This is a genomic window from Paracoccus isoporae, from assembly GCF_900101865.1.
Classification (GTDB): Bacteria; Pseudomonadota; Alphaproteobacteria; order Rhodobacterales; family Rhodobacteraceae; genus Paracoccus; species Paracoccus isoporae.
In genome coordinates, this window is sequence record NZ_FNAH01000002.1 from 343,634 (window position 1) to 366,237 (window position 22,604).

Consider the following 22,604-nt stretch of genomic DNA (forward strand, 5'->3'; position numbering starts at 1 on the left):
CGTCTCGCGTTATCTCACCATCCACCCGTTACGGAAGGACCGACCCCATGCGCGCCGAAACCGCCGCCACCGTTGATGCGATCCGCAAATCCCTGCGGCTGCTGGCGCAGCGCATGGATTGGGACACCGCGCCGCACCGGCTGGAAGAGCTGAACGCGATGATCGAGGATGGCGATCTGTGGAACGACCCGGCCCGCGCGCAGAAGCTGATGCGCGACCGCCAGGCGCTGTCCGATGCGGTCGAAGGCTATCGCCGGATCGAGGGCGATCTGGAGGCCAATGCCGAGATGGTCGAGCTGGCCGAGGCCGAGGGCGATGCGGATCTGGTGGCCGAGGCCGAGGGCAATCTGAAGAAACTGGCCGAGGAGGCCGCGCAGAAGGAACTCGAAGCCCTGCTGAACGGCGAGGCGGACGGCAATGACACGTTCCTCGAAATCAACGCGGGCGCGGGCGGCACGGAGAGCTGTGACTGGGCCGCGATGCTGGCGCGCATGTATGTGCGTTGGGCCGAGAAACAGGGATATGACGTTGAACTGATTTCGGAATCAGCGGGCGAGGAGGCGGGAATCCGCTCCGCCGCCTACCGGATTTCCGGGCATAACGCCTATGGCTGGCTGAAGACGGAATCGGGGGTGCACCGGCTGGTGCGGATCTCGCCCTATGACAGCTCGGCGCGGCGGCATACCTCGTTTTCCTCGGTCTGGGTCTATCCGGTGGTGGACGACAATATCGAGATTACCGTGCCCGACAGCGATATCCGCATCGACACCTATCGTTCGTCAGGGGCGGGCGGGCAGCATGTGAACACCACCGACTCGGCGGTGCGGATCACGCACCTCCCGACCGGGATCGTCGTGACCAGCTCGATGAAGTCGCAGCACCAGAACCGTGAAGCGGCGATGAATGCCCTGAAAGCAAGGCTTTATCAGCAAGAACTCGACCGCCGCAATGCCGAGATCAACGCCCAGCACGATGCCAAGGGAGATGCCGGATGGGGCAACCAGATCCGGTCCTATGTGCTGCATCCCTATCAGATGGTGAAGGATCTGCGCACCTCGCACGAGACCTCGGACACGCAAGGGGTGCTCGACGGGGCGCTTGACGGGTTCATGGCGGCGACCTTGGCGCTCGATGTGTCGGGCAAGAGCCGGGCGGAAGCCACGGCGGAGGAATAGGGCCGCACGGGGTGTGCACCGGGTGTACACTGGGCGTACACCGCGCGTCGTGCAGAGCCGGGTTTCTTCTTCGCCGCGATATTTACGGCTGCTCAGGTCAGCGTTGCGGATTCTCTCAGATGATGCGCAATTAACCGGTCCACATGTTTGCGCCGCGACATGATCGGAGCCGCAGGCGGATAGTGAAATTCCGGGCCGAATAACTCCGGGAAGATCATTGCCAGTTCTGCCCGCCCTTCGGCGGAAAGGCTGCCGAGAAACTCCTTGCCGAGATAAAGGGATTCCGTCCATGCCCCGTTGCTGAGCACGCAGCTATGCGCCTCCAGCAGCAAGTGATAATAGGTGAACGGCTCATCGCTGTCGCGCAGACTGACCCCCGGCACACCGATCAGCTTGCTTGCCGGAACCAGAACCTCGTCGGTGCCGGTGAGCTCATGCGTGATGGCAGAGGCGATACGCACACGGTGTTGTGGCGACAGCGTGAGATCCGCGGCGGGTGTGCCCGAGCCAAGGCTGCCAGCGGAAATCACGACCGGGCGAAGTTTGGGCAGGTTGCGCAGATCGTCCGGCCCTACTTCGCGCGACCCGATCCACAGGATGGGAATGGGGCGCCCTGATGCCGTGATGACAAGATCGCCTGTCGTGAGTTCCTCGACCGGGCACTGCCCTTCTGGCGTCTCGATCAGTGTGCCATTGCAGAAACACGGCGCGGGCAGGCTGCTATAGAGGATCCTGTTGGGTTGCTGGCGCGACAAGACGGTCAGACTGGTGCCGGGCGGTGGTTCCTTTCCGCCTTGCCAGATATAGAAATCCGTCGGACTGGCGACCCCTGAACTGTTCGTGCCGGCCGCGCCGGTGAAGACGGTATACTGGGTGTTCGTCTCAGGATCGTTGAACACGATCATCCCAGTTGTGGTGATCTTCGCACCAGTGGTGTAGGGGGTGCCGTTGATCGTGGCAGGCTGGGCGAGTTGCTGCTGCCGACCGTCTGCCTCGACAAAGCCGTCGTCGTCGTCGGTGACGACGACCGCGTTCTTGCTGCCGCCATTATAGATGTAAACCTGATCCTTATACGCCTCGGGAAGTCCATCGCCGACCTCGTCGATGGTCGATCCGGGATCGGTCCCGCCGGAGACCCATGTGAACACGCCAGGGGCATTGATCAGGCCGCCAAATGCATAATCTGCCATCGTTACCCCTTACCGCGCGACACGACTCTGGGTCGCGTGCAGCGTCACAAAACACCTGACCCGTCCAGTTGCCGCTTATGCCCCGAACAGCGCGATCATTTCAACTTGCACGGTATTAACAAAAAGCAATAGCCAACCTGGCATCAATGGCGGGTCTATGCCGGCTCTGCCTCGGCCTGCACAGCAAGCGCCACCTCCTCCTCGCTCAGCTTTCCGGGGAAATGACAGGCGGTCAGATGGGTGGGGCTGCCCATCAGCTCGGGCACACTCTCGGCGCAGGCTGCCTGCGCGCGCGGGCAGCGGGTGCGGAAGACGCAGCCCGAGGGCGGGGACATGGGTGAGGGCAGTTCCCCGGCCAGCGGGATGATGGTCTTGGACCGCTCCAGCTCCGGGTCGGGGACGGGGACGGCCGAGAGCAGCGCCTGGGTATAAGGGTGCTGCGGCGCGGCATAGAGGGATTGCGCCTCGGCCAGCTCCATCACCCGGCCCAGATACATCACCAGCACCCGGTCAGAGATATGTTTCACCACTGACAGGTCATGGGCGATGAAGATCAGCGCGAGGCCCAGATCGCGCTGCAGATCGGCCAGAAGATTGATGACCTGCGCCTGGATGGACACGTCGAGCGCCGAGACCGGCTCGTCACAGATGATCAGCTTGGGCTCCACGATCAGCGCCCGCGCGATGCCGATACGCTGGCACTGGCCGCCGGAAAATTCATGCGGATAGCGGTTGATCTGGTTGGGCAGCAGGCCCACCCGCTCCATGTTTTCTTTCACCCGGGTCTTGATTTCGGCCCGCGACAGGCCGGGATGATGGGTGCGCAGCGGCTCCGCGATGATCTGGCCCACCGTCATGCGCGGGTTGAGCGAGGCGAGCGGGTCCTGGAACACCATCTGGATGTCGTTGCGATAGCGCAGCATCCGGCGCGGGGAGAGCCCGATCAGATCGGTGCCGTCCTGCCAGATCGCATGGCCATTGGCCGGAACCAGACCGATCAGCGCCCGCGCCAGCGTCGACTTGCCCGAGCCGGATTCGCCCACGATGCCCAGCGTCTCGCCGGGGTTTAAGGCGAAATTCACGCCCCCCACCGCATGAAGCAGGCGCGGCGGGGACCAGGGCATGTCGCCCTCGCGCCTGATGTCGAAGGTGACGCGCAGATCGCGCACGTCGAGCAGCGGTTCAGCGTGGGTCATCGGGACGCTCCTGCGGGGGGCCGGCCGTGGCGGGGCCGGTGCTCAGCCCCGCCTCGATCTCGGGTTCGGGTTCGGGGGTGGAGAGCGCGCCCGCCTCATCCGCCGCGGCCTCGAAGGGCAAATCGTCATGGGGTGCGGCACCCTCGCGGATCACGCTGATCTCGGCATGACAGGCGCGGGCGCGGCCGGGGGCGAAGGCGGCAAGCGCGGGTCGGTCCTGCACGCAGATCTCCATCGCGAAATCGCAGCGCGGCGCAAAGGCGCAGCCGGGCGGCGGGTTGGACATGTTGGGCGGGCTGCCGGGAATGGCCGAGAGCCGGTCGCCCTTCTGATCGACGCGCGGGATCGCCGCCAGAAGCCCCTTGGTATAGGGATGGGCCGGATCGGCAAAGATCGGATCGGTCGGCCCTTCCTCGCGGATGCGGCCGCCATACATCACCGTGACCCGGTCGCAGGCGCCTGCGACCACGCCCAGATCATGGGTGATCAGCATCATCGCCATGCCGAATTCCGCCTGAAGATCCGCGAGCAGCGTCATGATCTGCGCCTGCACGGTCACGTCGAGCGCGGTGGTCGGCTCATCCGCGATCAGCAGGTCGGGCTGGCAGAGCAGCGCCATGGCGATCATCACCCGCTGACGCATGCCGCCGGAGAACTCATGCGGGAACAGCCGCGCGCGGCCCCTGGCGTCGGGGATGCGCACCGCGTCGAGCATGCGGATCGATTCCGCCACCGCGTCGCGCTTGGACGCGCCCTGATGCAGCACCAGAACCTCGGCCATCTGGTCGGCCACCCGCATATAGGGGTTGAGCGAGGTCATCGGGTCCTGGAACACCATGGCGATCTTTTCGGCCCGGATGCGGTTCAGCAGTTTCGGCTTGGCGTTCAGGATTTCCTGCCCGTCGAAGCGGACGCTGCCGGCGGCGCGGCCGTTGCGCGCCAGAAGCCCCATCACCGCGAAGGCCAGTTGCGACTTGCCCGAGCCGGATTCGCCCACCACGCCCAGCGTCTCGCCGCGGTTGAGCGACAGGTTGATGCCATTGACCGCATGGACCTGACCGTCATTGGTCTGGAAGGTGACATGCAGATCCTGGATGTCGAGAAGTGCCATCAGCGATCCTTGGGGTCGAGCGCGTCGCGCAGCCCGTCGCCGATGAAGAACAGCGCGAAGAGCGTGACGCAGAAAAAGCCGAGCGGGAAACCGAGCTGCCAGATCGTGCCGTAGCGCATCGTGCCCGCCCCTTCGGAGATGAGCGCGCCCCAGCTTGTCAGCGGCTCCTGCACGCCGAGGCCGAGGAAGGAGATGAAGCTTTCGGTCAGGATCATCAGCGGCACCAGAAGCGTCGCGTAGACCGCGACCACGCCCAGCAGATTGGGCACGATATGGCGCAGGATGATCTTCCAGCCGGGGACGCCGGTCGCCCGCGCCGCCTCGATGAATTCGCGGTTTTTCAGCGTCAGCGTCTGGCCGCGCACGATGCGCGACATCTCCAGCCAGGAAATCAGCCCGATGCCGAGAAACAGCATTTCGAGCCGGCGGCCGAAAATCACCAGCAGCAGGATCAGCACGAACATATAGGGGATGGACAGCAGGATATCGACGAGCCGCATCATCACCTGATCGGTGCGCCCGCCGATATAGCCCGAGGTCGCGCCATAGAGCGTGCCGACGATCACCGCGACAAGCGCGCCCACCGTGCCGACCATCAGCGAGATGCGCGTGCCCATCACCGTGCGGGCATAGATGTCGCGGCCGAGATCATCGGTGCCGAAATAATGCCCGTTTTCAAGCGAGGGCATGCCTTGCGTCGCGGCCGAGCCCATCACCATGAAGTCGATGGATTCGTAATCCCATTCCGCGAAAGCCAGCCCGAAGATCGCGAAGATCACGATCAGCACCAGCACGATCAGCGCCACCATCGCCGCCCGGTTCTTCATGAAACGCTTGCGCGCATCGGCCCAGGGGCTGCGGCCCCGGACCTCCTCGGCCGCCATGCGATCCGACAGGCCCTTGATTTTATCGTGTTCGATCATGGTCATGGCATCAATACCTGATCTTCGGGTCGATCCATGCATACATGATATCGACGACAAGGCTGAACAATATGGTCAGCGCGCCCACGAGGATCGTGACCCCCATCATCACCGCGTAATCCCGGTTCAGCGCCGAATCGACGAAGCTTTTCCCGATCCCGCCGGTGGAGAAATACATGTCGATCACCACCGAGCCGGTGATCATCGAGACGAAAGCCGGGCCGAGATAGGAGATCACCGGCAGAAGCGCGGGTTTCATCGCGTGTTTCCAGATCACCCGACGCTCGGGCAGGCCTTTGGCGCGCGCGGTACGGATATGGTTGGAACTCAGCACTTCCAGCATCGAGGACCGGGTGATCCGCGCAATCGAGGCCATGTAGGAGGTGCCGAGCGCGATTACCGGCATGATCCAGTAATCGGGGTTGTTGAAGCTCCACCCGCCGCCGGGCAGCCAGCCGAGTGTCAGGGTGAAGAGCAGCACGAGGATCGGCGCCATGACGAAATTCGGCAGCACCTGCGCGCCGATGGAGATGCCGACGGCGAGGTAATCGAGCCAGCTGTTCTGCCGGATCGCCGCCGCCGCGCCGAGTGCGACGCCCACCCCGACGGCAAGCACGAAGGACAGAAGCCCGTAGGTCAGCGTGACCGGGAAACCGGCGGCGATGATCTCGTTCACCGAGCGGTCGGGATAGACGAAGCTGGGGCCGAAATCGAAATGCCGGATGATGCCCCAGACATAATCCAGGATCTGTTTCCACAGCGGATCGTCCAGCCCGTATTTCGCCTCAAGATTGGCGAGCACCTGGGCCGGGATCTCGCGGTCGCGGGTAAACGGTCCGCCGGGCGCGGCGTGCATGAGGATAAAGGAGAAAACAATCAGCAAAAGCAGGGTCGGGATGGCAACGGCCAGCCGTCGAAGAATATATCCGAACATCCTCTGGTTCCGGTCAGGGTGCCGCGAGGGCGGGAAGGGGACAAGATTGCGCCGCGGGCCGGGGCGGGGTCAACCCGTCCCGGCCCGCAACTCCATCGCGGGGCTTATTCAGCCGCGATATACATGTCCTTGCCGTACCAATTGTTCATCACGTTTTCGAGCGGCACGCCCTTCACGTAAGGTTTGATCATATCGACATTGGCGTAGTGATAGATCGGGATCAGCGGCAATTCCGCGGCAAGGATCTGTTCGGCCGCCGTGTATTGCTCGTTCGGGTTTTCCGAGGTGACGGCCTCGTCCAGCAGCGCATCATATTCGGCATTGTCGAACTCGCCGTAATTCGAGCCGGTGGAGCGGAAATAATCGAGGAAGGTCGAGGCTTCGTTGTAATCGGCGCACCAGGCGTAGCGGGCCAGCTCGAAATCCTGTTCCTGCATGCGGTCGGTATGCACCTTCCATTCCATGTTGTTCAGCGTCAGCTCGACGCCAAGCGGTTTCCACATCTGCTGGGCGACCACGGCGATCTTCTTGTGATCTTCGGAGGTGTTGTAGTTCAGCGTCAGCCGCAGCGGGTTGTCGGGCGTATAGCCGGCCTCTTCCAGCAGGCGCTTGGCCTCGGCGGTGCGGTCCTCCTGGCTCATCGACGCCATTTCGATCTCGGGCATCTCGAAGCCCTCAATCGCCCAATGGGTCCAGTTATAGGAGGGGCGCTGACCGCCCTGAAGCACCTGATCGACGATGATGTCGCGGTTCAGACCGAGAGCGAGCGCGCGGCGCACATTGGCATCCTGCAACTCCTCGCGGCCCTTGTCGGACATGTTCACGAGATAGGCGTAGGAGCAGGAATAGGGGAAGGAGATGGCCTCGTCGGGAAACTCCTCGGACAGGCGCGGATACTGGCCGGCGGGAATATCCATCCGGTCAAGCTCGCCCGCCTGATAGCGGGTCAGCGCGACGTTCTGGTCATTCACCACCACGCCGGTGAGCTTTTCGAGAATCACGTTCTCGGCGTCCCAGTATTCCGGGTTCTTCTCCATGGTGATGGTCACGCCGATATTATGCCCGGTCAGCGTGTAGGCGCCGTTGCCGACCAGATTGCCGGGCTGGGTCCAGTCATCGCCATGTTCCTCGACCACGGATTGCAGCACCGGGAAGGTGGTGGCGTGGGACAGCGTCTTGATGAAATAGGCGGTGGGCTGGCTGAGCTGCACCTCCAGCGTGGTGTCGTCGATGGCGGTCACGCCCAGCGTATCGACCTCGGCCTCGCCATTCACGATCTCTGTGGCGTTGACGACATTCATCAGCTCGATGAACCAGGCATATTCCGACGCATTGGCCGGATCGACGGCGCGCTGCCAGCCATAGACGAAATCCTGCGCCCGCACCGGTTCGCCATTCGACCACCGCGCATCCTCGCGCAGATTGAACGTATAGGTCAGCCCGTCCTCGGACATCTCGTAATCGGTGGCCACGCCGGGAATCATCGCGCCGGTCGCGTCTTCGTTCATCAGCCCCTCGAAAAGCTGGCGGATCACGTCCGAGCCTTCGACATCGGTGTTGAGCTGCGGATCGACGGTCTTGATTCCGTCGAGCAGCCAGAAATTATATTCCTGCGTCTCGGCCAGCGTGTCGCCCTCGGCGACGGTGGCCGCGAAAGACGGCGCGGCAAAGCTCAGCGCGAGCGCGGTGGTCATCAGAAACTTGGTCATGCGGAAGATCTCCCGTGTTGGCGGCGCGTCGTTGCGCGCCCGAATGGCGCAAGGTTAGGCAAATTCAACCGGCAGGCAAGACTTGTCTGAACATGATTTGGGGCACTAGCGTAAACTTCCGGCTGGTACCGGGCGCGGGCCGCGGCGAGGGGTGCGGGGCCGGCCAATTCGCTTGGCGCTGTCCGCGGGGGGTTGATCGGGGCGGGCGGCACGCTACAAAACGCAGATATTTTCGCGGGCCGACGCCAGATGATCGCCCGCTTCGGGGAGGTTGCAACATGGGTGGGCTTTTGGCCCTGGCGCGCGGCATTGACCGCATGAACTCCGCGATCGGCCGGGCGGTGTCCTGGCTGATCCTGCTGGCGGTGATGGTCAGCGCCGGCAACGCCATCGTGCGCAAGCTGTTCAGCACGTCGTCGAATATGTGGCTGGAGCTGCAATGGTATTTCTACGGTGCCGCGTTCCTGGGGGCGGCGGCCTATACGCTGCTGGAGAACGAGCATATCCGCATCGACCTGGTCTATGGCATGTGGTCACGCAGGCGGCAGCACTGGATCGACCTGATCGGGCATGTGTTCTTCCTTTTGCCCTTTACGCTGGTGATGCTGTATTTCCTGTTTCCCTACGCCATCAAATCCTTCCAGCGCGGCGAGGTCTCGGCCAGTTTCGGCGGGCTGACGCTGTGGCCGGCCAAGGCGCTGCTGCTGTTCGGTTTCGTGCTGCTGTTCTTCCAGGCTATCTCCGAGATCATCAAGAAGATCGCGGTCATGCGCGGCGCGATGGAGGATCCGCACGCCATTTCCGGCCCCCATGCGCCGCTGGAGATCGACCCGGCCCTGCGCGCCGAATCGGGCTTTGCCAGCCCCGATCACCCGGTGACGGACATGGATATCGACCATCCCCGCGATCACAATGACAACAAGGATGGCCGCGCATGATGGAGCTTATCGCGCAGAACATGGCGCCGATCATGTTCGTCTCGCTGATCCTGTTCCTGCTGTTCGGCTATCCGGTGGCCTTTGCGCTGGCGGCGAACGGGCTCTTGTTCTTCGTGATCGGGGTGGAGCTGGCCCCCTTGTCGAGCTCGATCTATCTCGACTGGAACCTTCTGGGCACCATGCCCGACCGGCTCTGGGGGGTGTTGTCGAACGAGACCTTGCTGGCCATTCCCTTCTTTACCTTCATGGGCATATTGCTGGAGAAATCCGGCATGGCCGAGGATCTGCTGGACACGATCGGCCAGCTTTTCGGGCCGGTCCGCGGCGGGCTGGCCTATGCGGTCATCATCGTCGGCGCGCTGCTGGCGGCGACGACCGGCGTGGTCGCGGCCTCGGTCATCGCGATGGGGCTGATCTCGCTGCCGATCATGCTGCGCTACGGCTATGACCGGCGGGTGGCGACGGGGGTGATCGCGGCCTCGGGGACGCTGGCGCAGATCATCCCGCCGAGCCTCGTGCTGATCGTCATGGCCGACCAGCTGGGCCGGTCGGTGGGCGATATGTACAAGGGCGCGCTGATCCCCGGTCTGGTGCTGACCGGGATCTATCTGCTCTATGTCTTCGTGATGTCGATCATCCGCCCGCAATCCGTGCCGGCCCTGCCGCGCGAGGCGCGGACGCTCGGGTCCGGCGTTTTGTCGCTGCTGATCGTGGTCGGCATCGCCGTGGCGGTTGCCATCGGCGCGCATCGTCTGCTGGCCGGTTCGCAGGGCAGCAATGCCAGTATCCTTTCGGCGGCATCGGCGGTGGGGTTCCTGTTCTTCGTCGCCATGTTCGACAAGGAGGGCTGGCGCTTTCTCGTCAAGCTGGGCGTGGCGCTTGCCGCCGCGCTGATCGCCTGGACCGGGGTGAATGCTGTGATCGCCTCCGACGCGGTGTCCGGGCTAGGCACCAATCCGCGCGTCGGCGCGCTGATCCTGCTGCTGTTCGTCGCGGCTGTGGTGGCCTTCCTGCTCTATTCCGCGCTGATGCGTGTGTTGCGGGGCGCGATCGATTTCACCCCCAGCGAGGCGCATCACCTGGGCATTCTGAGCAAGCTGGCCCAGCAGGTCATCATCGTGCTGGTGCCGCCGCTGGCGCTCGTCTTCTTCGTGCTGGGCACGATCTTTCTAGGCTGGGCCACGCCGACCGAGGGCGGGGCGATGGGCGCGGTCGGCGCGCTCGTGCTGTCGGCGATGAAGGGGCGGCTGAATATCGAGGTGATAAGGCAGGCGCTCGCCTCCACCACGCGTCTGGCGGCCTTCGTGATGTTCATCCTGATCGGGGCGCGGGTGTTCTCGCTGACTTTCTACGGGGTGAACGGTCATATCTGGGTCGAGCATCTTCTGACCTCGCTGCCCGGCGGCGAATACGGATTCCTGATCGTGGTCTCGGTGCTGGTGTTCTTCCTGGCCTTCTTCCTCGATTTCTTCGAGCTGGCCTTCATCATCGTGCCGCTGCTGGCGCCTGCGGCGGAAAGCCTGGGGATCGACCTGATCTGGTTCGGGGTGATCCTGGGCGTGAACATGCAGACCAGCTTCATGCATCCGCCCTTCGGCTTTGCGCTGTTCTATCTGCGCAGCGTCGCCCCGCGCAGCGCCTATGACGACCGGGTGACCGGGCGGCGGCTGGAGGGGGTGACCTCGGGCCAGATCTACTGGGGCGCGGTGCCGTTCGTCTTCATCCAGATCCTGATGATCGGGATCGTGATCCTGTTTCCGGGGCTGGTCATGCATTACAAGGGCGCGCCGGTGGATGTGGAATCGGTCGATTTCACCGTGCCCATGGGCGGCGGCGATGCGGGCGGGTTCGGATCGCTCGGCGGTCTGGGCGGCGTGCCCTTCGGCAGCGATGCCGCGCCTGGCGGCGCAGGCGCCGGGGCTGAAAGCGGCGCGGCGGATGGCGGTCTGGGAAGTCTCGGTGGCCTGGGCGGCGCGCCCGATTTCGGGACGCCCGCGGCCGACGCCCCCGCAAGCGACGACCCCGCAAGCGATGAGCCCGAGAGCGGTGCCCCCGCGCCCGCAGAGACCTCCCCGCAACCCGGCGGGCTGGACCCGCTTGGCGGCCCACCGCCGGGCCTGTCGAACTGAGAACGGGGCCGGGGGCCGCACGCCCCCGTGGCCCATCGGGCCGGGGCGAATCGCGGCGGCTTTGCCAGTTTACTCTGGCGCGGTCCGGGCCAGCTCCGCCGCGCGGCGGCGCAGCGCCTCGGCCCGCGCCGTCAGCGCCTGCGCGTCCGCCGATTGCGCCGCCGTGACCTCCGCCGAGGAGACGGCGAGGGCCGCACCGGCGTTCTGAAGATCGCTCACCACCTGATCGGGGCTGGAGGCCGCAATCTCGGCGTGACCGGGAATCGCGGGCTCGGCCAGGATCTGTTCGGAGGGCAGCAGGGCCGGGTAGTCGCCGCTGCGATCACCGCACCCCGCCAGGATCAGCGCGGCGCCAAGCAGAACGGGCAGGAGGGTCTTTGCCAAATCAATGTCCTTCATCCGCGCGCGGGTCTGCTGGCGCGGCAACAATCGCGTGGCTGGTACCCGAGGCCGGACTCGAACCGGCATGGATTGCTCCGGCGGATTTTGAATCCGCTGCGTCTACCATTCCGCCACTCGGGCAACAGAGCGGAAATAGCGGGGTTGTTGCCCGGCGGCAAGGGGCTGTCGCCGGGCGCGATGGGCATCAGGCGGCCTTGCGCGCGGCACCTGCGTGGCGTGAGGTGTACAGGGCGATGCGCTGCCCGTATTGCCGCCCGGCCGCCAGATCGCCGGGATAGGGGCCCTGATCGGGGGTGGAATCGGAGCGCGCGATCCCCATCAGCCCGGTCGAGAAGCCGGTCCAGTTGACATCGGCGGGCGTGCTTCCCAGCGCGTTGTTCGGCAACTGGCCGGGGCCGACCCAGATCTGGCCATGCTGCTGTGCGAAGGTCATCAGCCAGGAGATGGTTTCCCCCTTGTCGCCGACAGTGCTGGCCGAGACGGTGAAACCGCCTGCGATGCGTCCGGCCCAGCCCTGCCGGATCCATTGCTTTGAGCTGGCATCGGCAAAGCGTTTAAACTGCCACGCCACATTGCCCATATAGGTGGGGCTGCCATAGATCATCGCATCGGCGGTTTCGATGGAATACCAGTCATCGTCGCCGATGAGACCGTCATCGTTGATGCGGATGGCGATGGGGGTGGCGCCGCCGGCGCGGATGCCCTCGGTCACGGCATCGGCGAGTTTCGCGGTATGGCCGTAGCCGCTGTAATAGATCATTGCGATATTCGTCATGAGAGGCTCCTGATGCTGTCGATGGCTGCAGGCTGGCCTCTTTACTTTCAAAATGAAAGCAGGCACCTTTTGGTAAGTTAGTTACCTGCATGCGAGAATTGCCGTGAAACCTGACCGGATCCCGCCTGAAAAAAATCTGCCGGCCTGCCCGGTGGACCGCCTGCTCCGGGTGATTTCGGGGCAATGGACAAGCTATCTGCTCTGGGTGCTGGCGCAGAACGGGCCGCAGCGATTCGGCGCGTTGCAGAAGCTGGTGCCGGGAATCTCGACGAAAGTGCTGACGGAACGGCTGCGGATGCTGGACGCCGCCGGGCTGGTTCTGCGGGAACAGGCCGCGACGATTCCGCCTCAGGTCACCTATTCGCTGACACCGCGCGGGCTGGAGTTGCGCGGGCTGATGGATGATCTGAGCATCGTCGCCCGTCGCTGGGACGCCGAGGGATGGCGGCCACCGCCCCGCTGAGCGGCAGGCTCAGGCGCGGCCCAGCTTTTCCAGCCGCGCATCGCGCAGCCGGGCGAAGTCGTCGCCGGCATGGTAGCTCGAGCGGGTCAGCGGCGTGGCCGAGACCATCAGGAACCCCTTGCCATAGGCCGAACGCTCATAGCCGCGGAACTCGTCCGGCGTCACGAAACGATCCACGCGGTGATGTTTCGGCGTGGGTTGCAGATATTGCCCGATGGTCATGAAATCCACATCCGCCGCGCGCATGTCGTCCATCACCTGCAACACGCCCTGCCGGTCCTCGCCCAGACCGACCATGATGCCGGATTTTGTGAACATGGCCGGGTCGAGTTCCTTCACCCGCTGCAACAGCCGCAGTGAATGGAAATAGCGCGCGCCGGGGCGGACGCTGGGATAGAGGCCGGGGACGGTTTCCAGATTGTGGTTGAACACGTCCGGCCGCGCCTCGACCACGATTTCAAGGGCTTCCGGGCCGCATTTCAGGAAATCCGGGGTCAGCACCTCGATGGTGGATCTGGGCGAGCGGTGGCGGATGGCGCGGATCACCTGGGCGAAATGTTCCGCCCCGCCATCATCCAGATCGTCGCGGTCGACCGAGGTGATGACGACATGGTTCAGCCCCAGCTTCTGCACGGCATGAGCCACCCGCCCCGGCTCGAACGGGTCGAGCGCGTCGGGCTTGCCGGTGATGATGTTGCAGAAGGAACAGCCGCGCGTGCAGATCTCGCCCATGATCATCATGGTGGCGTGGCCCTGCGACCAGCATTCGCCGACATTGGGGCAGCCCGCTTCCTCGCAGACCGTGGAGAGCCGGTTCTCGCGCAGGATGTCGCGGGTCTCCTTGTAGCCCTGCGAGGTCGGCGCCTTGACCCGGATCCAGTCCGGCTTTTTCGGCTGGGACTGGTCGGGACGATGCGCCTTTTCCGGGTGGCGGGCGCGGGCGGACAGGGCGCGCAGGGCAGGGGGCTGTTCGGTCATGGCGGCCTCTTGGCGGGATCGGACCAGAGTTAATCGGTTTACGCCCGTTGATCAACGCCGCGCGGGGCAGGGCTGTTATGCGCCTGCCCCGCTGCTCGCGCCGGATCTCCGCGCACCGCCCGCCCTTCAGCCGATCAGCGGGCCGCCGGGGCCGTAGCGGTCCTCGTAATGCCGCGCCAGCCGGTCAAGCGCGAGGCGCAGAACCACCTTGCCCGATCGCGCCGACCAGCCCAGCCTGCGCTCGGTCATCTCCAGCCCGTCGAGAAAGCAGCACACCCGCAGCACCAGATCGCCCATGCCGGGGCCAAGCTCGCGCAGCGCCTCGGCCACGCGGGCGCGGGCGCGTTCGGACCCTCCTGCGGCCGATCCTGCAGGGGCCGAGGATGTCACCCCGGCGGTCAGGAACCGGTCCCAGTTCTGGCTGACCCGCGGCCCCATCTGCGCCTGCTCGAAATCCTCGCGCAGCCGCTCGCCCGCCGCGATCATGGCGGGCGACAGGAACGGCTTGCCGGACGCATCGCGGCGGCGGGAGAGAAGTTGCAACGGGCTTTCCGCCATGTTGACCCGCATCCGCCGCGGGCCTTGATCGTCGGGGTCGGGCAGGTCGCGCATCCCCCAGACCCGGTGCTGCCCGGCGTGATCGAAGGACGCGGCGCCGTCGGCCATGCCTGGCGCGGCCGCCTCCGCGTTCCCACCGACCGGGCGGGCATCGGCAAAATCCCCCGCGCAGGGCATCCCGCCATCGCCGCGCCGCAGCCGCCTGAGGGCCGCGCGCCCGGCAGGCGAGATCCGGTAGCGGTGCAGCTTCTTGCCCTGGCCGGCCAGTTCCAACCAGCCCTTCAGCGCGAAGGTTTCGGCCAGGCTGCGCGCCAGCACCGCGATGCGGATCTCGCCGCGGGTGACGATGGCATTGGGCAGATCGGCCGACACGATCATCTCCGCCGCGGGCTCGGCCATGCGGCGCAGGATGCGGCGGGTCTGATCGGCGCAGTCGCGCGACGGGCGCGGCGGCATCTCGTCCATCCCCAGCGATTTCAGCGCCGCATCGACCAGCGGATCGTCGCGCCGCGCCTCGAACCGGCGAATCCGGCGCAGCATTGTGGAGGCGTGGCAGCCCGCCTCCCGCGCGAGGGCCCGGATCGAGACGCCGTCCTCGACATGGCGCAGATAGAGCCGCGCATCGGCACAGATATGTTCATCAACTGCTGATTCCGCTTTGCCTGTCGGCGCGGGCGGCGCGGCGCCGATGCGCGAGCCCGAACGCATTGCGCCGGCCACATCGAAATCTGGCGTCAAGATGGTCATGTTCGTCCCTTGTCTTTTGCAGGGGCGCAGCGGCAGCGTCACGCCCGCTCGTGGTGACCTGTATAAATCGGCAGGTCGCGTTAAGGAGAACTGTAGAATTCCTAAGAATTCCTAAAGAAATCCTTCTGGATGGGACGTTGCGTCAACTTGCCGGGCAACGGTGCCGCGTCTCGTGGAAAGCTGGCCCGTGCAGTCAGAACGGAGAGCCCCATGAGCATCGAGATCCGCCAGGACAGGTTTCACATTGCCGCGCCGCAGCCCGGACCGCGCCGGCCGGCAACGCTGATCCGCGCGGCGCAGGCCGGGCAGGGCAGGTGGCGGCGGGACAGGGATCTGGCGCGGCTTCTTGGGCTGGACCAGGCGCCGGACCGGGCGGCGGGGCTGGCGGCGCTGCGCCGGGCCGAATGGCGGCAGGAGGCAGCGCGCCGCGCCCGTGCGCCGGATTACGATCCGCACCGCCATGTGCTGCTGATGATTGCGCTGCTGGCCGAGTTGCAGGCGGGGCAGGATGCGAGCGGACCCGCGCAGGGAACCGGACCCGGCCCGGCGCTGCGCCTCGTCGCCCGGCCGGTGCCGCCTAACGCCCGCGGAACATGCCCCCCAGCACCCCGCGCATGATCGCCCGCGTGCCGGACCGTCCGATCTCGCGCGCCACCGTCTTGCCGAAGGTTTCCAGCACCGAGTCGCTGCGCGAACTGCGCCGCCCGGCGGGCTTCTTTGCCGCCGGGATGGTCAGATCCGGATTGTAGCGGCGGGCCCGGGTGAAACGCTCGTCCTTCTGCCCGCCGACCACCCACAGATCCGAGTCGTCCTGCGATGGGCTGGCCAGGTCGCGCGCGGCCTCGGCCGCCTCTGCCGCGCGTGCGGCCAGTTGTTCATGGGCCGAGTCGCGGTCGAGCGTCGTGTCGTATTTCGCCGCCATGGGCGAGGCGGCCATGACCGCCGCACGCTCCTCCGCCGTGATCGGGCCGAGCTGCGAGAAGGGCGGGCGGATCAGCGTGCGCATGGCCACGCCGGGCACGCCCTTGGGTTCGAGAAACGAGGTCACGGCCTCGCCCGTGCCGACCTCGGTGATCGCCTCGGCAATGTCGAAATCGGGGTTGGGGCGGTAATTTTCGGCCGCCTGACGCAGCGCCTTCTGGTCTTTGGCGGTGAAGGCGCGCAGCGCGTGCTGGACCCGGTTGCCGAGCTGGCCCAGAATATCCTCGGGCACATCGGTCGGGTTCTGGCTGATGAACCACACGCTGACCCCCTTGGACCGGATCAGCCGCGCCACCTGCTCGATCTTGTCGACAAGCGCCTTGGGGGCATCGTCGAACAGCAGATGCGCCTCGTCGAAGAAGAAGGCGGCGACGGGTTTGTCGGGGTCGCCCACCTCCGGCAATTGCTCGAACAGCTCCGACAGCAGCCACAGCAGGAAGGTGGAATAGAGCCGCGGCGCATTCATCAACCGGTCGGCGGCGAGGATGTTGATGACCCCCCTGCCGGCCGCGTCGGTCCTGAGCAGGTCCGACAGCGCCAGCGCCGGCTCCCCGAACAGCCGGTCGCCGCCCTCGCCCTCCAGCGTCAGCAGCGCCCGCTGGATCGCACCGACCGACGCGGTGCTGACATTGCCGTAGGTCAGCGACAGCTCCGAGGCGTTCTGGCCCACCCAGACCAGCATCGCCTGAAGATCCTTCAGATCCAGCAGCGCCAGCCCCTGCTCGTCGGCTACGCGGAAGGCGATGTTCAGCACGCCTTCCTGCACATCGGTCAGGCTCAGCAGCCGCGACAGCAGCAGCGGACCCATTTCGGCTGGGGTGGTGCGCACCGGGTGGCCTTTTTCGCCGAACACATCCCAGAAGGTCACCGGATAGGACTGGTAGTCGAGATCCAGCCCGATCGTCGCGGCGCGTTTCGCGAAGGCCTCGTGCAGCTTCGCCCCGGTCGAGCCGGTTTTCGCGAGCCCCGCCAGGTCGCCCTTCACATCGGCCAGAAACACCGGCACGCCGATCTGCGACAGCGATTCGGCGAGGATCTGCAGCGTCACCGTCTTGCCGGTTCCGGTGGCCCCGGCGATCAGGCCGTGGCGGTTGGCGTATTTCATCAGCAGATGTTCCGGATCGCCATATCCGGCCCCCGCACCCCCGACAAAAATGGTGCCCTGTTCCAGGTCGATGACATTCATGTGCGGCCTTTCAGCAATAGATTTCAGGCATTTCGCGGCGAGCGCGTCGATTACAATAGTATCTTAAAAGTTTTGTGCCACACTGAACCTGTCCGCCCGGACCGTTTCGGTTCATGGTGGACACTTCCTCCCTGTTGGACTGCCGCGCCTTCGGGCGCGGCCTTTTTTACATGAATAGGCATGTTTTACCTGTCCGAAAGGATAGTTGACGGGCCGTGGCGGCGGCCTCTACCGTCCCCAGCAATGATGAAGATCGGCCAGTCCGGCAGGGAACGAAAGGGTCACGTCCGCGTGGCCCTTTTTCTGTTTGATTCGATGCGGGCCGCCAATCGGCCTGGCCGGGGGCGCGCCCGGCATCGCTGACGCAACCGTGTCTGCGGGCCGCAGCTTCTGGCGCTGACAAGGCTGCGGACAGGTGCTAACGCTCGTGCCAGACGAACTCAGGAAGGAGCCCTTGATGTCACCGAAATCATGCTCGACCGCGCTTGCCGCGATCCTGGCGCTGAGCGCCGCGCCGCTGATGGCCCAGACCACCGCGACCGAGGGCGAGGCCGCCAGCGAGACCCAGCCGGCCCCTGCGTCGGACAGCAGCGCCGCGCAGAGCGGGATGGACGAAAGCGGCACCGCGGCGACCGAAGCGGCGGGTGAGTCCGACGCCGCCGCGGCTGAGGCCGAAGCGGAGACCGAGGCCGAGGCAGAGGCTGACGACATGACCGGCACCGAGGCCGCCGGGACGGATGGCGCGGACATGGACGCAGGCGAGAGCGACGACATGGCGGCAGAGAATGCCCCCGCCGCCGCCGCGGGCGCCGAGGACGCGGCCCCGGCAGATGGCGACGCCGCCGAAGCCGCCCCCGCCGAGCCGCAGGTCGGGGCCTATTACGCGCGCGAGCAGCATGGAAGCTGGACCCTGCGCTGCATCAATTCCGGCACCGGCGCCGATCCGTGCGAGCTCTATCAGCTTCTGCAGGATGGCGAAGGCAACTCGGTCGCCGAGATGACGCTGATCCCGCTAGAAAACGGCGGTCAGGCCGTGGCCGGGGCGACGCTGGTCTCGCCGCTGGAGACGGATCTGACTCAGGGGATCGGGATGCGCATCGATTCCGGCGAGCTGAAGGGATATCCGTTCAACTTCTGCGCCCCTGTGGGCTGCGTGTCGCGGCTGGGTCTGACCGAGGCCGAACTGAACGCGATGAAGCGGGGCAACGCGGCGACGGTCAGCCTGCTGCCCTATGGCGCGACCGAAGAGGAAGTGGTGAACCTGAGCATGTCGCTGGCAGGGTTCACGGCGGGCTACACCGCGCTGGAAACCGCCGTGGCCGAGATGCGCCAGGCGGCCGAGGCCGCGCAGGCCAATGCCGCCGCGCCGGCGGAGGGTGCCGAAACGCCGGCAGAGACCCCGGCAGCCATGCCTGCGGAGGGCGAGGCGGCACCGGCCGAGTGATCCGGCCAGCCACGACAACGCATTGAAAAGGGGGCCGGCTGGCCCCCTTTTTATCTGTTCGCCGATCCGCCGCGCGCCCGCGCGGGATCACACATGGCGGATGATGCGTCGCTTCATCAGCCGCGAGGTGGAGACCGGGCGGGTGTCGTCCGGCTCGGGCAGGCCCAGCACGATGCGGCGCAGCATCTCGATTGCCTCATCGCTTTTCGCGGGCAGCGAGGCCGGAGAGACCGGCGCGCCGACGGTGATCTGGTATTGCTGCCCGGCCTTGTTCAGCACCTCATGGAACAGTGTCACGTCGCGCAGCGTCGGGTGGATCGCGTCGAACAGGTAGAACAGGATCGAGTTGCGCGCCCGGATGCGCAGCGGGATGACCGGCACCCCCATCTTGCGCGCGATCATTGCCGCCGAGGCCATCCAGGGGCGTTCATGCAGCGTCATGCCGCGCCGCTTGGCCAGCCGTCCCGAGGGGAAGATCAGCCCGATCCGGTCCTCGGCCAGCCAGGCGCGGGTCTGCTCCATCGTGGCGCGGGTCTTGGCATGGCTGCGCTTCTCGGTGCGCCATTCGACCGGCACGATCATGTCCTGCAATTGCGGCAGAACCCGCAGGATGTCCTGATTCGTGTAGATGAACAGATCCGGGCGGACCCGGCCGATCAGCGAATAGAGCACGATCCCGTCGGCAATGCCGGTCGGATGGTTCGCCACGATCAGCGCCGGTCCGGTCTTCGGGATATGGTCCAGACCCGAGACTTCCAGATCACGGATGATGAGCCGGTCCATATGGCGGAAAATATCGGCGGTGGAGCGGTCGCGGAACTCCGCGCCCAGATCCAGCGTGCGGGGATAGCCCAGCATCTGCATCAGGATGCGCCGCGCCACCCGGTGATGCAACCGGCCCGAGAACAGCCAGGGCGCCCGCTCCTCGATTAGCGGGTCGAGACGGTGCTGCATCTCGTTACGGGGATTATCCAACGGCCCGGTCATGCTGGGGATTATCGCCGGGCGCGCGGAGGGCCGCAAGGGGCCTCCGCGCGTCAAGCAGGTCATGTGGCATTGCGGATGCGGCCAATCATTTCGCCCAGATTGCGCGACAGGGCGGGGGCGGACAGGATCCGGTCAAGCGCCGCCTCGGCGTGTTTCCGCCGATCCGCGTCATAGCGCGTCCAGCTTTCGAACGCCGCCGACATGCGCGCGGCGATCTGGGGATTGACCGCATCCATCTTCAGCAGCCAGTCGGCCAGGAAATCGTAACCCGTGCCGTCCGCGGCATGGAACCCGGCATGGTTGGCGGTCAGCCCGCCGATCAGCGCGCGGAAGCGGTTGGGGTTCTTCCAGTCGAAATCGTCGCGGGCGGCGAGGTGTTGCGCCACCGCGACCGCCTGGTCCGGCTCGGCATGGAGGGGTTGCAGCATGAACCATTTGTCGATGACCAGCCGCACCCCGCTGAATTCGCGATGAAACTCGGAGAGGGCCTGCTGCGCGTCACCCGCCTGGATCATCAGCCCGAGCGCCCCGGCGCGCTCGGTCATGTTGCCCGCCTCTGCAAACAGCGCGGCGGCGCGGCGGCCACCGTCGATCCGGTTCAGCAGCGCGAGCGCGGCCAGCCGCAGCGACCGCCGGCCCGACTGGTCGGCATCCGGGCGATAGGGCGCGCTCACCTCCATCCGCGCATAGACCGCCTCGAGTGCTGCTTCGTGGCGCCGGGCGATCTCGGTCGCGAGTGCCTCTCGGGCCGCATGGATGGCGTCGGGGTCGGGCGTGGTGCCGCCCTGCGCCTGAACCGTGGCGATCTCCTCCTCGGACGGCAGGCGCAGGCACAAGGCGAGGAAGGCTGGATCTGCCGCCTCATCGGCAAGAAGCTGCCCGATCGCGTCGAGATATTCCGCGCCGGGCGATTCGCCCCGCAGCATCGCCAGCAGCGTCTCGCGGGCCAGTTGCCGACCGGCCTCCCACCGCGCGAAGGGATCGGTGTCGTGCGAGAGCAGGAAGGCGCGGGTCGTGGCATCCATCTGGCGGTCCAGCATGACCGGCGCCGAGAACCCGCGCAGCGCCGAGACAACCGGACGCGCCGCCAGCCCGTCAAAGCTGAATTCCTGTTCAGCTTCGGTCATCTCCAGCACGGTGGTCGGCACCACCTCATCGCCATTGGGCGAGATCAGCCCCACGGCAATCGGGATGACGCGGGGCGGCTTGTCGTCCTGTCCCGGCGTGGGCGGGGTGGACTGGGCAAAGCGCAGGGTCAGATGCCCGTCCTGCCAGTCCTCGGTCATGGTCACGACCGGCGTGCCCGCGTCGGTATACCACCGCTTGAATTGCGACAGGTCGCGGCCGGTCGCATCCTCGAACACCTTCAACCAGTCCTCGATCGTGGCCGCATCGCCGTCATGGCGGTCGAAATACAGGCCGAGCGCCTTGTCGTACCCCTCATCGCCCACCAGCAGCTTGAGCATGCCGATTACCTCGGCGCCCTTCTCATAGACGGTGGCGGTGTAGAAATTGTTGATCTCCACATAGGAGTCCGGTCGCACCGGATGGGCGAGCGGGCCCTGATCCTCGCGGAACTGGCGCGCGCGCAGGGTCAGAACATCCTCGATCCGTTTGACCGCCGCGCTGCGCATGTCCGCGGTGAATTGCTGGTCGCGGAACACGGTCAGCCCTTCCTTCAGGCAAAGCTGGAACCAGTCGCGGCAGGTGATGCGGTTGCCGGTCCAGTTGTGGAAATATTCATGCGCGATCACCCCCTCGATCCGCTCGTAATCGGCATCGGTGGCGGTGTCGGGCGAGGCGAGCACCAACTTGGAGTTGAAGATGTTCAGCCCCTTGTTCTCCATCGCGCCCATGTTGAAATCATCCACCGCGACAATGTTGAACAAATCGAGATCATATTCGCGGCCGTAAACCTTCTCGTCCCATTCCATCGAACGGATCAGGCTTTCCAGCGCGTAATCGGCGCGGCTCTCATCGCCGGGGCGGACCCAGACATTCAGCGCCACATCGCGGCCCGATGCGGTGGTGAACTGTCCCGACACGGCGCGCAGATCACCGGCGACGAGCGCGAAGAGATAGGCGGGTTTGGGCCAGGGATCGTGCCAGACCGCGACGCCGTCCCCGGCGCTGACCGGATTGCCGTTGGACAGCAGCACCGGCAGATCGGCGCGCAGCGTGACCCGGAACGGGGCCATCACGTCGGGGCGGTCGGGATAGGGGGTGATATGTCGAAACCCCTCGGCCTCGCACTGGGTGCAGAAGATGCCGCCGGACAGATACAGCCCCTCGAAGGCGGTATTGGCCGACGGGTTGACGACCACTTCGCTGGACAGGGTGAAGCTGCCCTCGGCCGGGGCGTCGATGCGCAGGATCTCGCCGTCGCGCCGCCATTGCGCGGCGTCGAGCTCGGCCCCGTCGATGGCCAGGCGGCGCAGATCCACCGCCTTGCCGATATCCAGCACGAGTGCGCCCGGCGCGCGGCGGGAAAAATCCAGTTCGGCCAGTATGCTGCTCGCCTCCGCCGCCAGCGTCACGTCGAGGCGGGTCTCGGTCAGCGCGAACGGATAGGGGCGGTAATCGGACAGTTGCGTCGGAACTTGGGCGGCGGGGGCATCGAGCGACTTATCTGCCATTCTATCAGGACCTTTCGGAAAAATGCTTCTGCCGTGGGAACTTGTCGTCTTGCGCTCGAGTTAAGCGCAGGATAGCCGCCTCGCAAGTCGGGCGTGTCAAACGCGACCGGCTTGGGTGAGAGGGCCCGGCTGATTGATTTGA

18 protein-coding genes, 1 tRNA gene and 1 pseudogene are annotated in these 22,604 nt (G+C 65.7%); 6 read left to right on the plus strand and 14 right to left on the minus strand.

The genetic code is table 11. From position 1 onward, the window contains the following. The first annotated feature begins 47 nt into the window (after nucleotides 1-47). On the plus strand, nucleotides 48-1,175 hold the full coding sequence (gene prfB / locus BLT73_RS05210; RefSeq protein WP_090521518.1) for a peptide chain release factor 2: 1,128 nt from the start codon (nucleotides 48-50) through the stop codon (nucleotides 1,173-1,175). Between the two features lie 92 nt (nucleotides 1,176-1,267). Here the strand turns inward: prfB and BLT73_RS05215 are convergent, their stop codons facing one another. The 6 genes and pseudogenes from BLT73_RS05215 to BLT73_RS05240 form a co-directional block, all read right to left on the minus strand. After that, nucleotides 1,268-2,365: a Hint domain-containing protein gene (locus tag BLT73_RS05215; RefSeq protein WP_090521520.1), complete on the minus strand. Its 1,098-nt coding sequence runs from the start codon at nucleotides 2,363-2,365 to the stop codon at nucleotides 1,268-1,270. A gap of 155 nt (nucleotides 2,366-2,520) precedes the next feature. After that, complete coding sequence (locus BLT73_RS05220) at nucleotides 2,521-3,561, minus strand: oligopeptide/dipeptide ABC transporter ATP-binding protein (protein WP_090521521.1); 1,041 nt, start codon at nucleotides 3,559-3,561, stop codon at nucleotides 2,521-2,523. 142 nt (nucleotides 3,562-3,703) lie between these two features. Further along, nucleotides 3,704-4,672 (minus strand): annotated as a pseudogene (locus BLT73_RS05225) (oligopeptide/dipeptide ABC transporter ATP-binding protein); the annotation flags it as partial. Beyond that, a complete protein-coding gene (locus tag BLT73_RS05230) occupies nucleotides 4,672-5,595 on the minus strand; it encodes an ABC transporter permease subunit (protein WP_090521899.1) in 924 nt (307 codons plus the stop codon). The gene BLT73_RS05230 and the pseudogene BLT73_RS05225, both read right to left, overlap by 1 nt. A 10-nt stretch (nucleotides 5,596-5,605) precedes the next feature. Further along, complete coding sequence (gene oppB, locus BLT73_RS05235; RefSeq protein ID WP_090521525.1) at nucleotides 5,606-6,529, minus strand: oligopeptide ABC transporter permease OppB; 924 nt, start codon at nucleotides 6,527-6,529, stop codon at nucleotides 5,606-5,608. 104 nt (nucleotides 6,530-6,633) lie between these two features. Then, nucleotides 6,634-8,238 carry a peptide ABC transporter substrate-binding protein gene (locus BLT73_RS05240; protein WP_090521526.1) on the minus strand — a complete coding sequence of 535 codons (1,605 nt, stop codon included), beginning with the start codon at nucleotides 8,236-8,238 and terminating at the stop codon, nucleotides 6,634-6,636. Nucleotides 8,239-8,516: 278 nt separating this feature from the next. Between BLT73_RS05240 and BLT73_RS05245 the strand changes: the two genes are divergently transcribed. Further along, nucleotides 8,517-9,176, plus strand: coding sequence for a TRAP transporter small permease subunit (locus BLT73_RS05245; RefSeq protein ID WP_090521528.1), 660 nt, complete (start codon nucleotides 8,517-8,519; stop codon nucleotides 9,174-9,176). Further along, nucleotides 9,173-11,305: a TRAP transporter large permease gene (locus BLT73_RS05250; RefSeq protein WP_090521529.1), complete on the plus strand. Its 2,133-nt coding sequence runs from the start codon at nucleotides 9,173-9,175 to the stop codon at nucleotides 11,303-11,305. The genes BLT73_RS05245 and BLT73_RS05250 overlap by 4 nt, the downstream gene beginning before the upstream one ends. 69 nt (nucleotides 11,306-11,374) lie before the next feature. On the opposite strand, the gene BLT73_RS05255 is transcribed toward BLT73_RS05250, so the two are convergent. The 3 genes from BLT73_RS05255 to BLT73_RS05265 all read right to left on the minus strand — a co-directional run bounded on the left by BLT73_RS05255 (nucleotide 11,375) and on the right by BLT73_RS05265 (nucleotide 12,482). Then, on the minus strand, nucleotides 11,375-11,689 hold the full coding sequence (locus BLT73_RS05255) for a hypothetical protein (protein WP_143025628.1): 315 nt from the start codon (nucleotides 11,687-11,689) through the stop codon (nucleotides 11,375-11,377). A gap of 54 nt (nucleotides 11,690-11,743) precedes the next feature. Then, nucleotides 11,744-11,827, minus strand: a tRNA-Leu gene (locus BLT73_RS05260). 64 nt (nucleotides 11,828-11,891) lie between these two features. Further along, on the minus strand, nucleotides 11,892-12,482 hold the full coding sequence (locus BLT73_RS05265) for a flavodoxin family protein (protein ID WP_090521532.1): 591 nt from the start codon (nucleotides 12,480-12,482) through the stop codon (nucleotides 11,892-11,894). 151 nt (nucleotides 12,483-12,633) lie between these two features. Here BLT73_RS05265 and BLT73_RS05270 point away from each other — a divergent pair, with 151 nt between their 5' ends. After that, entirely contained in the window at nucleotides 12,634-12,945 is a 312-nt protein-coding gene (locus tag BLT73_RS05270; RefSeq protein WP_090521901.1) for a winged helix-turn-helix transcriptional regulator, read from the plus strand. A gap of 9 nt (nucleotides 12,946-12,954) precedes the next feature. On the opposite strand, the gene lipA is transcribed toward BLT73_RS05270, so the two are convergent. After that, nucleotides 12,955-13,923: a lipoyl synthase gene (gene lipA / locus BLT73_RS05275; RefSeq protein ID WP_090521533.1), complete on the minus strand. Its 969-nt coding sequence runs from the start codon at nucleotides 13,921-13,923 to the stop codon at nucleotides 12,955-12,957. A gap of 126 nt (nucleotides 13,924-14,049) precedes the next feature. After that, nucleotides 14,050-15,228, minus strand: coding sequence for a DUF6456 domain-containing protein (locus tag BLT73_RS05280; RefSeq protein ID WP_245727085.1), 1,179 nt, complete (start codon nucleotides 15,226-15,228; stop codon nucleotides 14,050-14,052). A gap of 210 nt (nucleotides 15,229-15,438) precedes the next feature. On the opposite strand from BLT73_RS05280, the gene BLT73_RS05285 reads away from it, so the two are divergent. Then, nucleotides 15,439-15,846: a DUF6477 family protein gene (locus BLT73_RS05285; RefSeq protein WP_176804925.1), complete on the plus strand. Its 408-nt coding sequence runs from the start codon at nucleotides 15,439-15,441 to the stop codon at nucleotides 15,844-15,846. On the opposite strand, the gene BLT73_RS05290 is transcribed toward BLT73_RS05285, so the two are convergent. Further along, nucleotides 15,806-17,395: a helicase HerA-like domain-containing protein gene (locus tag BLT73_RS05290; RefSeq protein ID WP_090521535.1), complete on the minus strand. Its 1,590-nt coding sequence runs from the start codon at nucleotides 17,393-17,395 to the stop codon at nucleotides 15,806-15,808. The genes BLT73_RS05285 and BLT73_RS05290 overlap by 41 nt on opposite strands. 457 nt (nucleotides 17,396-17,852) lie before the next feature. Here BLT73_RS05290 and BLT73_RS05295 point away from each other — a divergent pair, with 457 nt between their 5' ends. Continuing rightward, entirely contained in the window at nucleotides 17,853-18,839 is a 987-nt protein-coding gene (locus tag BLT73_RS05295) for an invasion associated locus B family protein (protein WP_245727086.1), read from the plus strand. A gap of 87 nt (nucleotides 18,840-18,926) precedes the next feature. On the opposite strand, the gene BLT73_RS05300 is transcribed toward BLT73_RS05295, so the two are convergent. Both BLT73_RS05300 and pepN read right to left on the minus strand, forming a co-directional pair. Then, complete coding sequence (locus tag BLT73_RS05300) at nucleotides 18,927-19,793, minus strand: lysophospholipid acyltransferase family protein (protein WP_090521537.1); 867 nt, start codon at nucleotides 19,791-19,793, stop codon at nucleotides 18,927-18,929. A gap of 92 nt (nucleotides 19,794-19,885) precedes the next feature. Next, entirely contained in the window at nucleotides 19,886-22,462 is a 2,577-nt protein-coding gene (pepN, locus tag BLT73_RS05305; RefSeq protein ID WP_090521539.1) for an aminopeptidase N, read from the minus strand. Between the last annotated feature and the right edge of the window lie 142 nt (nucleotides 22,463-22,604).